The following is a 13,684-nucleotide window of genomic DNA, read 5'->3' on the forward strand; positions in this document are numbered from 1 at the left end:
TTTACTGTTATAATTGCTGCTGTCCTTTTTTAATATGTTGTTTTAGCAATGGCGAATAAAAAACTTTTAATTTGTGCAGCACTTGCGACTGGTCTTTTATTAACTGCTTGTGTGAAAAAAGAAGAACCTAAAAGCGAAGAGCAGACTGCAACTGAGACTCAAGCTCAGCCTGAACCTGAAAAAATCCAAGAGTTCGAGTCTTTAGAAAGTGTCGATAAGCATGAAGCTCCAGCGCCAGTTGTAGAAACAACGCGTGAAGAAACACCAAATACAACGACTGAGATTCGTCGTGAGACTCGTCCAGCTCAAACAGAAACACCAACTGAAGCTCCACGAGCAGAAGAGCAAAAACCTGTAAATGCTGAACAGAAACCAGCAAAGACAGAACAGCCTAAAGCAGAACAACCTGTGAAAGCTGCAAAACCATCTGCACCAGCTCAAAGTGAAGATGACGCTGTTGCTGCTGCAATTGCTGCTGCAACCCCTGCTTTAAATAACTAAGGTTTCAGTTGCAGTAAAAAAGCCAGTTGAAATCAACTGGCTTTTTTATCTCAATAAATTTAGTAATTCTTAAAAAAATCCGCCATCAAACGCGAGGCCCAAGACTTCACTCTTAAACTCTCATAAAAACCACAATGACTGCCTTTCTTCGTCGTTACTACAGCAATATTGTCCATTTGCTGAATGGCATCCTTATAAGGTTCTAAGTTTTTAATTGAACAAACCGGATCATCTTCTGCATTGAGAATCATCAATGGAATTTTCACATTTTCAAAAACATAGATTGGATTAATGGCCTGGCAATAACTCTGATAATCCTGAAATCCAGCCATTTCAAAATATTCTTTTTCAAACGCTTCCAAACTTGTTGTCGTCAGCACTTTTTCGACAGAGGCAATTTGATTCCATGTATTCTGATACGGATAAATGAAGTATTTAAATAACTTCTTGGTCATCATTTTACTATAAAAAGGATGTACATTTTTAAAACCGATTTCAGTGTTATAGCCAGGACACATTGCAAAAGCCGCTTTGAATGGTGTATCTAAACCTTGCTCGCCTAAATAGCGCACCAAAAGCCCCGTGCCCGCTGAGGAACCAACAGCATATAGATCGGATTGTGGAAACAGATTTTGGATATGCACAAGCTGTTCTTTTAGGTCGCTGGTTGAACCAAACAGTGAAATACGAGGCACGGGCATTGGTAATCCAGCATGACCACGGCGCAAACATAGTGCAATTCGCCAACCATTATATTCATGCAAATCTTTGACCAGTTCACGCATACTTTCAGGAGTCCCTGTAATGGTATGCATAATCACAATGGTTGGTGTTTCTACTGGTAGGTCATATCCATACCACGCAACCGCAGTGATACCTCCATCTTGCATAATCAAACGATCAACGCGATCATATTCAAGTTTGATAGTCTTCTTACGAATGACATCGAAATACAACAAGTGCATATGGGTATTACTGAGCCAAGGCGTAGGACGATATTTTTGCTTTAACTGGGGTAGTTTTTCTAAAACATCTTTAATTTTCCCTTTCGGGTCATAGTACATTTTGGGTTGCTCAGCACCAAGCACTGAATCAAGGAGTTCTGAGCCTAACACTTTGATTTTATCTAAAGCAGATATACCCATATTCAATAACCGCCTCTATCTAAGCATGAGTAAATGTTTGTCGCACCAAAGCCGCGACCTGTTGTCCCCAGATGGCATAGATTTCTTTGCTTGGATGAAAACCATCGCTTGCCATCGGCAAATCCATTGCTTGAAAAGCTTCAATATCATATTGAATAAATCGAAATTGTGATTGTGGTGCCAACCATAATTGTAATGCCTGATTCATTTGCTCTGCGTATTTTCCAAACAACCAAGCCAAAGGATTAGGCAAAGCTGGAAAATGCTGCATTGGTGGCACACCCGATACAATAATGAGTTTAGGTTGAAACTGACGCTGTATATAAGTGAATAGCCTTTTTTGTTGTTTAAGCCAAGATTTGGCAGAAGTCAGTTTAGTCACATCATTGACACCAATTGAAGTGATAACAACATCATAACACTGCTGTTCTAATAGTTGTACCGCTTGAAAAACCTGTTGCGTGGTATCACCTGTTTTAGCATGTAGTTTCCATTGCAACAGATATTCATCCTGCAACTCTGCGATAATCGCTCCTGACAAAGCTTGTTGCTGGGTTTCAACCCCAACACCTGCTGCAGCTGAATCGCCAAGAATGAGTAAAGAAAGTGGCTGACCTTGACCAACACGTCCATTACGCTCACCACGTGCTTCCGAAAGACGTGGTGTATTGTGACGAACTTTCATACCCTGTACGACTAATACAGGCAATAATGCAAAAGTTGAAAGCTTTAACCACATTTTCATTCTCTTAATATTACTTAGGCTATTTTTCAGACATCAATTCGGTTGATACTTGGCAAATCGTGCACCCATTTTTTCTGCCAATGCCGCCAAACCGCTCATTGGTCGGATCATCACTTCAAAATCAATGATTTTGCCTTGCTCATTAAAGCGAATCATATCGATGCCTTTAAGTGATTTTCCGCTGACATTGGCACTGAATTCCAACACCACATTTGCACCATCTTCGGTATAAAATTCACGGTGATAGGTAAAATTCTCAAAAACCTGAATCACATTGGTCAAAATAAAGAAAACCACGTGTTTCCCTTCATAAGGGTTATAAGCAACTGGTGAACGAAACACCACATCGTCTGCCAATAAATCATTTAAGTTGGATAGGTCACCTGTTTTAATCATCTGATGCCAGTTTTCTAAAGCTTGTTTTGTCATTTCCAATGTCATTGTTATTCTCCCTTGAGATTTAATCGATACGTCAGGAGCATTTCCTCAATAGCAAATGCTCCCTGTAGTTTTTACAACGTTGCCGCTAACTCAGCACCTTGGCGAATTGCACGTTTTGCATCTAACTCACCCGCTTCTTTGGCGCCACCAATCAAGTGAACACTTTTACCATCCGCTTTAAGTTGATCAAACATTGCGGTATACGATTCCTGACCTGCACAAATCACCACATTATCCACCTCAAGTACACGAATTTGACCGTCAACGGTAATATGTAAACCTTGATCATCCACTTTGTCGTAGCTGGCGCCAGCAATCATTTTTACATCACGATGTTTTAAGCCTGTACGATGAATCCAGCCTGTAGTTTTACCCAGACCTGCACCAACAGACGCACTCTTACGTTGCAATAAATAAATCTCACGTTCAGACTTTTCTAACTCAGCTGCTTTTAAACCACCTACATGTGTATAAGAGGTATCAATACCCCATTCTGCATAGAACTTTTCAGGATTTAAGCTGCCGCTATCACCTTCATGGGTTAAATATTCTGCCGTATCGAAGCCGATACCACCCGCACCAATAATGGCAACACGTTTGCCGACAGGTACACGTTCTTTTAGCACTTGGATGTAGCTCAAAACTTTTGGATGATCGATGCCTTCAAATTGTAATTGACGCGGCGTCACGCCTGTTGCAACCACAATATCATCGTAGTCCGCTTGGCTCAGTTCTTCATAAGTCGCTGTGTGATTCAGCACCAACTCAATATTCGGCTGTAATTCGATTTGACGTTTGAAGTAGCGTAAAGTTTCGTAGAATTCTTCTTTACCTGGAATGGTCTTGGCAATGTTGAATTGACCACCAATTTGATTGCTTGCATCAAAGACTTTAACTTTATGCCCACGACTTGCTGCATATACTGCAAAGCTCAAACCCGCTGGGCCTGCACCAATCACTGCAATATTTTTAACCGCATTCGCGTCTTTAAAGATCAGCTCAGTTTCGTAACAAGCACGTGGATTGACTAAGCATGTTGCAATTTTCATTGAGAAAATATGGTCTAAACAAGCTTGGTTACAACCAATACAAGTATTAATTTCATCGCTACGACCTTCACTGGCTTTTAATACAAACTCAGGATCGGCCAACATTGGGCGTGCCATAGACACCATATCGGCATGACCAGAGGCCAATACATGCTCTGCCATTTCAGGGGTATTAATACGGTTCGAGGTAATCAATGGGACTGAAACTTGACCTTTTAGTTTTTCAGTTACCCATGTAAATGCAGCGCGCGGTACTTTGGTTGCAATGGTTGGAATACGTGCTTCATGCCAACCAATTCCTGTATTGATAATGGTCGCACCGGCTTTTTCAATTGCTTTCGCCAGTTGAATGACTTCTTCTAAGCTTGAACCCCCTTCAACCAAATCCAGCATCGACAAGCGATAAATAATAATAAAGTTTTCACCGACTAGATCACGGGTACGCTTAACGATTTCAATCGGGAAACGGATACGATTTTCATAGCTACCCCCCCATTCATCATCACGATGGTTGGTACGTGCTGCAATAAACTCATTAATCAGATAACCTTCCGACCCCATGATTTCGACACCATCATAGCCCGCGTATTGTGCCAGCTTGGCGCAGTTGGCAAAGTCATCAATGGTTTGCTGTACTTCAGCTGAACTTAATGCTTTAGGTTTAATTGGATTAATCGGTGCTTGAATCGCAGAAGGTGCAACAATCTCAGGCTGATAAGAATAGCGCCCTGTATGTAAAATCTGCATCGCAATCTTACCACCCGCATCATGCACTGCTTGGGTGATCACTTTATGTTTTTCTGCTTCTGCAATGCTATCCAGCTTAGATGCATGTGCGAATGTCAGACCCGCATCGTTTGGAGAAATACCCCCTGTTACGATTAATCCCACATCACCTTTAGCACGCTCTGCATAAAATGCAGCCATACGTTCATAACCTTGGGGTGCTTCTTCTAAACCAACATGCATAGACCCCATGAGGACACGGTTTTTTAAGGTGGTAAAGCCTAAATCAAGTGGCTTTAATAAATGTGGATAAGCTGACATGGTTTCTCCTTTGGCTCGCACTCTGCTAGCTAATGCAACTTGTTGCATAAAGTTATAAACAAGATTTGATTTTTATGCAACATATTGCATAATTCTGATGAGTCATTTTTTATTATGGAACATCATGTCACTAGCCCATGTTTTATTGACCAGCTTATTGGAAAAACCAAGTACAGGTTTTGACTTGGCTCGTCGCTTTGACCGTTCAATGGGCTTCTTTTGGAATGCGACTCATCAGCAAATCTATCGTGAACTCAACGGGATGCTGAAAAAAGGATGGATTTCGACATTAGAAGAACAAGCTGCCAACAGCCGTAAAAAAACTTATCAAGTTGAACAACTTGGAAGAATACAACTGGCGTCATGGATTGAACAACAAAGTGAACCCGCGCAATTGCGCGATGACCTCATGGTCAGGCTAAGAGCAGAAGCTCAACTCGGTGGCAATAATATTTTGCCTGAATTAGAACGCCATTTGTCGTTACATAAGGAAAAATTAAGCCTTTATCAAGCCATTCATGATAAAGATTTTAAAGATAACGAACCAACCAATCGCATTTTGTTTATCCATAAGATGATTCTGGAACTTGGTATCATTAAGGAAAATGAATGGATAAAATGGTTGGAACAAATGATTCCTCAACTGAAAAAGTTTGAAGAAGCCAACAATCGTGGAGAAAAATAATGCCGTTTTATAGTATGCCCGATCAAGAAAAATTATTTGTGCGACGCGTTGGTGAAGGCGAACCTGTACTCGTCTTATCCGGACTGGGCATGCAAAGCTGGCAATGGCTCCCTTTCTTATTTGCCAACCGCAAACAATATGAATTTATCATTCCCGACTGGCGTGGTTTTGGTGGTTCAAAAAATTGCGCGATTCCAAAGCTCGATGCAATCTCAAGTCATTGGAATGATGTAGACTCACTGATCCAACAATTAAAACTCGATCAATTCATCTTGATGGGTTATTCCATGGGTGCAACCACAGCCATGCATGGCATGAAGCATGGTGGTTTAGCTGAAAAACTTAAGGCCTATCTTCATATTGATCAAACTCCTAAAATTGCGGTTGATGATTCTTGGCAATACGGGTTATTTGGTCCAAAGCACCCTCAATTTAAAAAACTGTTAATTGATATCCAAACCTTATTGCTCGATTATAAAAACGCACAAACATTAGAGGATCTACCCAATGATGTTCGCTATAACCTTGTGAGCTTATGGGGTGATTTTATTGAACTGCAAGGCAGCAATAACTACACGCCTAAAATCGTTAAACTTGCTTTGCATCGCCCATTCTTACAAAAATACTTACTGCCAATTCAGCGTTTAGACTATCTACTTTGGTATGTCGAAAATTATCTCAATCATGATGAAGACTATCGTGAAGCCATCAGTCAGCTGAATTGCCCAACCACTTTCTTTATTGGTCGTGAATCTTCACTTTACCCAGAAACAGGACAAACCCTGATTGCAAATAGCTTGAGCAATGCAAAAGCAATTTATTTTGAACGTTCTGGACATACACCACTGATTACTGAACCAAGAAAATTCAGTCAAGAGATTGGGTATTTTCTGAGCGCGCTCTCAACGCAAGCCGCTTAGTTCTAGCATCATAAAAAAGCCAATCGGTTAAGATTGGCTTTTTTCTGTCTACTTTATTTTTTGTGTCGCATGTTTTTAGCAACATCCAACAACACTTGTGCAGTTTTATCCCAACCTAGACAACCATCTGTGACTGATTGACCATAGGTCATATCACAAGAAATTTTTTGATTGCCATCAACTAAATGACTTTCAATCATTACACCACGCACTTTTGACTCAGTACGCTCTGCGATAATTTGCTGTAAAACCTGAGGCTGTAATAACGGATCTTTACCACTATTACCATGACTACAATCAATTACCAGTGCAGGTAATTGTTTATGTTTGAAATGCATCGCTTGAATCGAAGCTAAATCATAGTTAGTCCCATGATTTGAACCACGTAAAATTAAATGTGGTAATGGATTACCTTCACTATGCAAAATTGCAGGTAGACCTTGTTGAGTCATCCCCAAGAATTGATGGCCATGCTGTGCTGATTGAATCGCATCCAACGCAATTTGAATCGAACCATCGGTACCGTTTTTGAAGCCAATACTGTATGGCATATGGCTGGCAATTTCACGATGAATTTGCGACTCACTGGTTCGCGCACCAATTGCGCCCCAAGCTAATAAGTCATCGAAATAACCAGTTGCCATTGGACTTAAAATTTCGCTTGCGATTGGCAAACCTTTTTCAATCAATTGTATATAAAGCTGACGAGATTTTTCTAAACCGAGTTGTAAGTCTGATGATCCATCTAAATTTGGATCATATAAGAAACCTTTCCAGCCTACCGTGGTACGCGGTTTTTCAATATATGCACGCATAACAAGGAAAATCTGATCTTTGACCTGTTCTTGTAATTGTTGTAAGCGATCAGCATATTCGAGTACTGCGATAGGATCATGAATCGAGCAAGGACCTGTAATCACCATTAAGCGATGATCATGTCCAGATAAAATATTCTGAATCGTTTGACGATGTTTTGAAATTTGCTGCGCTAAAGTTGCAGACAAGGGATACTGCGCTTTGAGTTGTGATGGCAAGCTAAGCATTGATTCTTTTGTATGTGATTGTGGTTGTGTCAAAGCAGTATTTAAAGCATTCATTTTCAATTCCTTTGGACTGGCCTTCTTCGCAGTCCTATCATTTATTTGAGCAAGTGTGATCTAAGCGATGTTGATTTTTTTGCAAAGTAAAACCAAGAAATCTTGCTAAAATATGAATAATTAAATGTATGCATGGTATTTCTCCTAAAATCATGATTGTTAAAGCATAAAAAAACCTGATCGGTGTTGCCGATCAGGTATTAACTGGTTGGGCAACCCTTTTGCTGCCCGAAACGCATCAGGCAACGATCAATATTGCCAAAAGTAAAAGTATGCGTTGGTGTTTACAGTATGCTTTAACATATTTATTTCAAATATCTAAAAAACGGTGTCTAACTATTAAATTACGCACTATTTCAGCATTTGACAAGCACTTTTTATATTTTTTTATTCCTATCTTCAAAACCTTAAAGTTTGACCTTTCGCTAGTTCCCCCATAGAATAGTGTAAAAATAAACCAATTTGAGATTACGCCAATGAAGTAAGTTCTATTTCCATCATCAAAGTTCATTTTTCTTTTTGATGTGCAAAATAGACTTAGCTATCGTTTAGCGCTTCTTTATTCTAAAACTTATCTCGATCTCTCTATTTTGCATATCCTGTTTATGAGGTTTCATATGACCCAACAGGCATGTATTATTTCCAACCTATCCCTTGAGTTAGCACAGCAAAAACTGTTTGAGCATCTGAGTTTTCAACTTCCCCTGCATCAGTTCACCGGATTGATCGGGCGCAATGGTCAAGGCAAATCATTGCTGATGTCTATTCTGCAAGCGCAAATGACAACAGCGTTACCCTACTCAGGTCAGATCACTTGGCAAACTCCACATCAATATCTGGCCCAGCACCAGCGTGTACAAGCAGATACAATCGCTCAAGCTTTGCATATTGATAATTTAAACGGATGCTTTGAACGTATCCGACAAGGCACTGCATCTTTTGCCGATTATGATCAAGTCGAACATCTGTGGCATTTACCCACAGAATGGCAACAGCTTTTACAAAGTGCGGATTTACCCATAGATCTTGATACGCCCACTCAGCATTTAAGTGAAGGCCAAAAAACCAAACTTGCACTGTGTCGCCTATTTCTACTCAAAGATCATTATCTATTACTAGATGAACCCAGTAATCACTTAGATACACAGGGTCGTGAATGGTTGATCCAGCAAATGTCTCAACACCCTACAGGCGGGTTGATAATCAGCCATGATCGACAACTGCTGTCTCATGTACAGGGTATTTTTTCTTTAAATCAGCTAGGGCTACATTATTACGGTGGCAATTATGCGCTATATCAGCAGCAACATCAGTTACAAGTCGACGCATTATCACACGTAGTACAGCAAGAAAAGCGTGAGTTAAAACAACTGAAAGAACAGCAACATCACAGCCAGATGAAAGCGCAGAAACGTCAAAAAGCAGGTGAAAAGCTAAGAGCTTCTGGTTCGCAAGCCCCTATCTTATTGGATGCTAAAAAGGAACAGTCAGAGCAGTCTCAGGCCCATCTGCGTAAACAACAAATCAAACAGCTTGCAAATGCAAAAGATGAACTGCAACAGAAGCAAACTCAACTGGAACATCTTAAAACCCAGTCTTTCGAATTTGCACTTACGGCCAGAAAGTCAGGAGAAATCTTACGTTGTCACCAATTACAACTCGCTTATGCGAAGACACAACCGATTGATCTTGCAATTACAGCTGGAGAAAAATTGCATTTACGTGGCGCAAATGGAACTGGCAAATCAACCTTATTGAAAACTCTTCAAGGTTTAATTCCACCACTTACAGGTGAGGTTTATTGCAAAGTAACTTCTACTTATCTTGACCAGAGGTTTTCGCTACTTGATGACACTATTTCAGCACTTGAATATTTACAACATATTGATCCTGGACTAACTGAACAACAAGGGCGAACCTTATTAGGAAACCTTCAAATTAGAAGAGATAAAGCACTTATGCCCATCTCCATCCTAAGTGGTGGCGAACGTTTAAAAGTAGCCTTGCTTGCTTTGAAACAACAGGCTGTTGCGCTATTACTTTTGGATGAACCAGAAAATCATCTCGATATCGAATCTCGTGAATTACTGGCTCAAGCAATTAATTCTTTTAGCGGTGCGGTGATACTGGTGTCGCATGACGAAACTTTTGTTGAAGCATGCGGGATCAAAACAAGTTATTTACTAAGTTAATCTTTAAATGATGTATTCAGCATGATCACAATGCGTATCATGCTGAATCCTTAACGCACTAAACCTTGCGGCTGCAAAATGATTAAGCCCGCTCCGCATAAAACCACAAGACCACCTAGAATATCCCAACGTGTCAGCATCACTTGATCAACATAACGCAGCCACAATAAGGCAGTAAAAATATAGATCCCACCATAAGCCGCATAAATACGACCTGATGCTGCAGGGTGCAAAGTCAGCAACCAAACAAAAACCGCTAAGCTTAAAGCAGTCGGAATCCACAACCAATGTGATTTTCCTTGATTCAAAATGAGATAAGGAAAATAACAACCAAGAATTTCAGCAATTGCTGTGACGAAAAATAACCCAAATACTTTAAGTACTTGGGTTATTGAAAAAGACAATTCAAACATTAAGCAGGTTCAGCACTCGGGTTAATATGATCTTCAAAGACTTCCAACTTCAAGCCAACATCTTTGCCATTCTCTGTTTTCACAGAAACTGCAACATTACCACCATGCTCAGCAAGCTCACCAAACAAAATCATCTCAGCTAATGGCTTTTTCAAATGCTCTTGGATCAGGCGTTGCATAGGACGAGCACCCATGAGACGGTCATAACCATTGGCTGACAACCAGTCACGAGCACTTTGATCAACATCAAGTACCACTTGTTTCTCATCGAGTTGTGCTTGCAACTCGGTTAAGAATTTGTCTACCACTGAATCGATGATTGTCGTCGGAAGTGCTTTAAATTGAATCACACCATCCAAACGGTTACGGAATTCAGGAGAGAATGCACGTTTCATTGCATCTTGGTTATCTGCGCTGTGATCTTGTTCAGTGAAACCAATACTTGCACGGACAATACTTTCTGCACCAATATTGGTGGTGAGCACAATAATCACATTTCTGAAATCAGATTTACGACCATTATTGTCAGTCAAAGCACCATGATCCATGACTTGTAATAACAAGTTGAATACATCTGGATGCGCTTTTTCAATCTCATCCAGCAACAATACACAATGCGGATTTTTATGAATCGCATCGGTTAGCAAACCGCCTTGATCATAACCAACATAACCTGGAGGCGCACCAATCAGGCGAGAAACCGCATGACGCTCCATATACTCAGACATATCGAAACGAACCAACTCTACGCCTAGCAATTTAGCCAATTGCTTAGTGACTTCGGTTTTACCCACACCTGTTGGACCAGCAAAAACAAAACTACCCACTGGTTTATCTGGTGCTTTTAAGCCTGCACGAGATAATTTGATCGCGGATGCAAGTGCTGTAATCGCTTCATCTTGACCAAATACCACACGTTTCAAATCACGTTCCAGATTTTCAAGTACAGACTTGTCATCTTTAGAGACAGTTTTCGGCGGAATACGCGCAATCTTAGAAACGATGTCTTCAATATTCTCAACTGAGATGGTTGTGCCATCGACTTCAGCTTTTAGACGACGCTGTGCACCTGCCTCATCAATCACGTCAATTGCTTTGTCTGGCAAGAAACGATCATTGATAAATTTAGCTGACAATTCAACTGCAGCAACTAATGCTTTATCATCGTATTCAACATGATGGAAATCTTCGAACTTGTTTTTCAAGCCACGTAAAATTTCAATCGTTTCATTGATACTTGGCTCGTTCACGTCAATTTTCTGGAAGCGACGCGATAAAGCATGGTCTTTCTCGAATACCTGGCGATACTCTTGGAAAGTTGTTGAACCAATGCAACGTAGACTGCCATTGGCCAAAGCAGGTTTAATCAAATTCGATGCATCCATGGTACTGCCCATGCTTGAGCCTGCACCAATAATCATATGAATTTCATCAATGAATAAGATCGCATTTGGATTCTTTTTCAAAGCATTTAACAATTGTTTTAAACGCTTCTCAAAGTCACCACGATATTTAGTCCCTGCAACCAAAGCACCAATGTCTAAGCTATAGACTTCAGCATTGGCAAGTGGTTTAGGTGCTTTACCATTGACGATTAACCATGCCAAACCTTCTGCAATCGACGTTTTACCCACACCTGGGTCACCCACTAAAAGTGGATTGTTTTTACGACGACGGCATAAAATCTGAGCCGCACGCTCAATTTCTTTTTCACGGCCAATTAAAGGATCTGTTTTACCCTTTTGTGCTTCGATATTTAAGTTCAGTGTATATTGCTCAAGTGGTCCAGCATTTGCTGAAGCAGCACTTTCACCTTCAATATCTTCAACCTCTTCCTCAACTTGAATCTCATCTTTACGTGTGCCATGAGACAGGTATTGAGTCAAAGTTAAACGATTAATTTGATGACGTTTAAGCAAATAAACCGCGAATGAATCTCGCTCTGAATACATCGCGACTAGAACATCTGCACCCTCAACCGTGCGGTCACCACCGCTCGATTGAACATGGAAAATTGCACGTTGCAAAATTCGATCAAAGCTCTCAGTTGGATGAGGGGCCTGTTCACTATTATCACCAAGTTTTGGGGTATGTTGCTCTACATATTCCTCTAATTCTTTACGCAAAGTAACGATGTCTGCACCACATGCTTTTAATGCATTTACGGCAGAATCATTATCAAGCAAGGCAAGCAACAAATGTTCAACTGTCAGAAACTCATGTCTCTTTTGACGAGCCATGCTAACAGCCAAACGTAACGATACTTCTAATTGACGACTGAGCATGTAACCCCCTTATATCTTGGGCTCTGTCAAAAAAAGAAAATCTTTTAATGAAAAAGCGAATTATTGACTTGATCTGCTGAGCTTCTGTAATCGTGATTGGATATACGTCTACAAGTCTCTTTGCTTCATAATCTACTGTTAGCATTAGTTGACTATCTTGGTCAAGATTCAAAACAAAGTATTGTTGTAAAAATTCAATTACAAAGAGAATTAGACTGATCCAATCGTTCAAAAAGTCAGCGAACTTGTTATTCATTTATGAAACAATATTAAATCTATGAAAAATTGTAATACTGCATGATCTTGCTTAAAGCCTAACAAATCATCCATAAGTTTAATATATTGATACTCAGTATATTGTTTCATGTTTTTAGCACAAAACAAGATATACATTGATATATACATCGAATCGAAAGGCCAGACTTTATACTTTTATGAACAACGTATGTACTATTTCACCCATAGTATATGAGCCACCTCATGGCGCAAGGTCTTGCGCATGAGGAATGAAGTTCCGCAAGAGCGTTGCTTTTCTTAACGCTTTCACTCACAGCATGGCTGTTCGTCTTGCGCATGAGGAATAACATTCCGCAAGTGCGTTGCTTTTCTTAACGCTTTTACTCGCAACATAGTTGCTCGCCTTGCGCAGCTAAAAAGCGTTGCTTTTCTTAACGCCTTCACTCACAGCATAGCTGTTCGACTTGCGCAGCTAAAAAGCGTTGCTTTTCTTAACGCTGCTCAGGTTCGATCTGACACAACAACGGATGGCCTTGCGAACGGGCATAATTATTCACTTGATTCGCTTTGGTTTCAGCAATATCACGTGGGTAAATACCAGCAGTACCTTTACCTTCATAATGAACTGTTAACATGACCTGACTGGCCTGATCAAAATCCATAGAAAAGAAACTTTGTAGGACTTCAATCACAAAGTCCATTGGTGTGTAATCATCATTCATAAGCACGACCGCATATAAAGGCGGCCGTTTTAACTCTGGTGGGGCAGTTTGTACAACCACCTCACCTTCATGATCCTCTTGCGAATCACTTAAACGTGGATTTAAGTGCCAATCGACATAACCTGATTGATGAAAAGAGTTTTTCACTTCACTTAAATTCATCTGACGTTTGTATCTTCGCATATTGGGTTCTTAATCTAAAAAA

Annotated in this window: 13 protein-coding genes; 4 read left to right on the plus strand and 9 right to left on the minus strand. The window is 40.3% G+C overall.

Features of this window, described 5'->3' with window-relative positions:
- Nucleotides 1-48: 48 nt before the first annotated feature.
- A complete protein-coding gene (locus NG55_RS01275) occupies nucleotides 49-501 on the plus strand; it encodes an internalin (RefSeq protein ID WP_065342095.1) in 453 nt (150 codons plus the stop codon).
- A 59-nt stretch (nucleotides 502-560) separates the two neighbouring features.
- Here NG55_RS01275 and NG55_RS01280 read toward each other — a convergent pair whose 3' ends face one another.
- The 4 genes from NG55_RS01280 to NG55_RS01295 all read right to left on the minus strand — a co-directional run bounded on the left by NG55_RS01280 (nucleotide 561) and on the right by NG55_RS01295 (nucleotide 4,928).
- Complete coding sequence (locus NG55_RS01280) at nucleotides 561-1,646, minus strand: YheT family hydrolase (RefSeq protein WP_016539971.1); 1,086 nt, start codon at nucleotides 1,644-1,646, stop codon at nucleotides 561-563.
- Between the two features lie 19 nt (nucleotides 1,647-1,665).
- A complete protein-coding gene (locus NG55_RS01285) occupies nucleotides 1,666-2,385 on the minus strand; it encodes an SGNH/GDSL hydrolase family protein (protein WP_065342096.1) in 720 nt (239 codons plus the stop codon).
- Between the two features lie 39 nt (nucleotides 2,386-2,424).
- Nucleotides 2,425-2,832, minus strand: a complete 408-nt coding sequence (locus NG55_RS01290; RefSeq protein ID WP_065342097.1) for a nuclear transport factor 2 family protein — start codon at nucleotides 2,830-2,832, stop codon at nucleotides 2,425-2,427.
- A 71-nt stretch (nucleotides 2,833-2,903) separates the two neighbouring features.
- Nucleotides 2,904-4,928: an NADPH-dependent 2,4-dienoyl-CoA reductase gene (locus NG55_RS01295; protein WP_065342098.1), complete on the minus strand. Its 2,025-nt coding sequence runs from the start codon at nucleotides 4,926-4,928 to the stop codon at nucleotides 2,904-2,906.
- A 124-nt stretch (nucleotides 4,929-5,052) separates the two neighbouring features.
- Between NG55_RS01295 and NG55_RS01300 the strand changes: the two genes are divergently transcribed.
- Both NG55_RS01300 and NG55_RS01305 read left to right on the plus strand, forming a co-directional pair.
- Complete coding sequence (locus NG55_RS01300; protein ID WP_065342099.1) at nucleotides 5,053-5,613, plus strand: PadR family transcriptional regulator; 561 nt, start codon at nucleotides 5,053-5,055, stop codon at nucleotides 5,611-5,613.
- Nucleotides 5,613-6,533, plus strand: coding sequence for an alpha/beta fold hydrolase (locus tag NG55_RS01305; protein WP_016539966.1), 921 nt, complete (start codon nucleotides 5,613-5,615; stop codon nucleotides 6,531-6,533). The genes NG55_RS01300 and NG55_RS01305 overlap by 1 nt, the downstream gene beginning before the upstream one ends.
- A 53-nt stretch (nucleotides 6,534-6,586) precedes the next feature.
- On the opposite strand, the gene NG55_RS01310 is transcribed toward NG55_RS01305, so the two are convergent.
- The gene (locus NG55_RS01310; RefSeq protein ID WP_065342100.1) at nucleotides 6,587-7,630 is read right to left on the minus strand and encodes a 3-deoxy-7-phosphoheptulonate synthase; all 1,044 of its coding nucleotides are present in this window, start codon (nucleotides 7,628-7,630) and stop codon (nucleotides 6,587-6,589) included.
- Between the two features lie 617 nt (nucleotides 7,631-8,247).
- Between NG55_RS01310 and NG55_RS01315 the strand changes: the two genes are divergently transcribed.
- Nucleotides 8,248-9,822: an ATP-binding cassette domain-containing protein gene (locus NG55_RS01315; protein ID WP_065342101.1), complete on the plus strand. Its 1,575-nt coding sequence runs from the start codon at nucleotides 8,248-8,250 to the stop codon at nucleotides 9,820-9,822.
- Between the two features lie 50 nt (nucleotides 9,823-9,872).
- On the opposite strand, the gene NG55_RS01320 is transcribed toward NG55_RS01315, so the two are convergent.
- The 4 genes from NG55_RS01320 to clpS form a co-directional block, all read right to left on the minus strand.
- Nucleotides 9,873-10,235, minus strand: a complete 363-nt coding sequence (locus NG55_RS01320; protein ID WP_005204046.1) for a YnfA family protein — start codon at nucleotides 10,233-10,235, stop codon at nucleotides 9,873-9,875.
- On the minus strand, nucleotides 10,235-12,520 hold the full coding sequence (clpA, locus tag NG55_RS01325; protein WP_004806787.1) for an ATP-dependent Clp protease ATP-binding subunit ClpA: 2,286 nt from the start codon (nucleotides 12,518-12,520) through the stop codon (nucleotides 10,235-10,237). Before clpA ends, NG55_RS01320 begins: the two co-directional genes overlap by 1 nt.
- Nucleotides 12,477-12,776: an ATP-dependent Clp protease adaptor ClpS gene (locus tag NG55_RS20785; RefSeq protein WP_065342102.1), complete on the minus strand. Its 300-nt coding sequence runs from the start codon at nucleotides 12,774-12,776 to the stop codon at nucleotides 12,477-12,479. The genes clpA and NG55_RS20785 overlap by 44 nt, the downstream gene beginning before the upstream one ends.
- Before the next feature lie 472 nt (nucleotides 12,777-13,248).
- Nucleotides 13,249-13,662 carry an ATP-dependent Clp protease adapter ClpS gene (gene clpS / locus NG55_RS01335; protein ID WP_171068280.1) on the minus strand — a complete coding sequence of 138 codons (414 nt, stop codon included), beginning with the start codon at nucleotides 13,660-13,662 and terminating at the stop codon, nucleotides 13,249-13,251.
- Between the last annotated feature and the right edge of the window lie 22 nt (nucleotides 13,663-13,684).

Source organism: Acinetobacter gyllenbergii (assembly GCF_001682515.1).
Lineage (GTDB): Bacteria > Pseudomonadota > Gammaproteobacteria > Pseudomonadales > Moraxellaceae > Acinetobacter > Acinetobacter gyllenbergii.

Coding starts and splice junctions, on each gene's coding strand:
- NG55_RS01275 (WP_065342095.1), top strand. CDS start 49: ATGGCGAATAAAAAACTTTTAATTTGTGCAGCACTTGCGACTGGTCTT.
- NG55_RS01280 (WP_016539971.1), bottom strand. CDS start 1,646: ATGGGTATATCTGCTTTAGATAAAATCAAAGTGTTAGGCTCAGAACTC.
- NG55_RS01285 (WP_065342096.1), bottom strand. CDS start 2,385: ATGTGGTTAAAGCTTTCAACTTTTGCATTATTGCCTGTATTAGTCGTA.
- NG55_RS01290 (WP_065342097.1), bottom strand. CDS start 2,832: ATGACATTGGAAATGACAAAACAAGCTTTAGAAAACTGGCATCAGATG.
- NG55_RS01295 (WP_065342098.1), bottom strand. CDS start 4,928: ATGTCAGCTTATCCACATTTATTAAAGCCACTTGATTTAGGCTTTACC.
- NG55_RS01300 (WP_065342099.1), top strand. CDS start 5,053: ATGTCACTAGCCCATGTTTTATTGACCAGCTTATTGGAAAAACCAAGT.
- NG55_RS01305 (WP_016539966.1), top strand. CDS start 5,613: ATGCCGTTTTATAGTATGCCCGATCAAGAAAAATTATTTGTGCGACGC.
- NG55_RS01310 (WP_065342100.1), bottom strand. CDS start 7,630: ATGAATGCTTTAAATACTGCTTTGACACAACCACAATCACATACAAAA.
- NG55_RS01315 (WP_065342101.1), top strand. CDS start 8,248: ATGACCCAACAGGCATGTATTATTTCCAACCTATCCCTTGAGTTAGCA.
- NG55_RS01320 (WP_005204046.1), bottom strand. CDS start 10,235: ATGTTTGAATTGTCTTTTTCAATAACCCAAGTACTTAAAGTATTTGGG.
- clpA (WP_004806787.1), bottom strand. CDS start 12,520: ATGCTCAGTCGTCAATTAGAAGTATCGTTACGTTTGGCTGTTAGCATG.
- NG55_RS20785 (WP_065342102.1), bottom strand. CDS start 12,776: ATGAATAACAAGTTCGCTGACTTTTTGAACGATTGGATCAGTCTAATT.
- clpS (WP_171068280.1), bottom strand. CDS start 13,662: ATGCGAAGATACAAACGTCAGATGAATTTAAGTGAAGTGAAAAACTCT.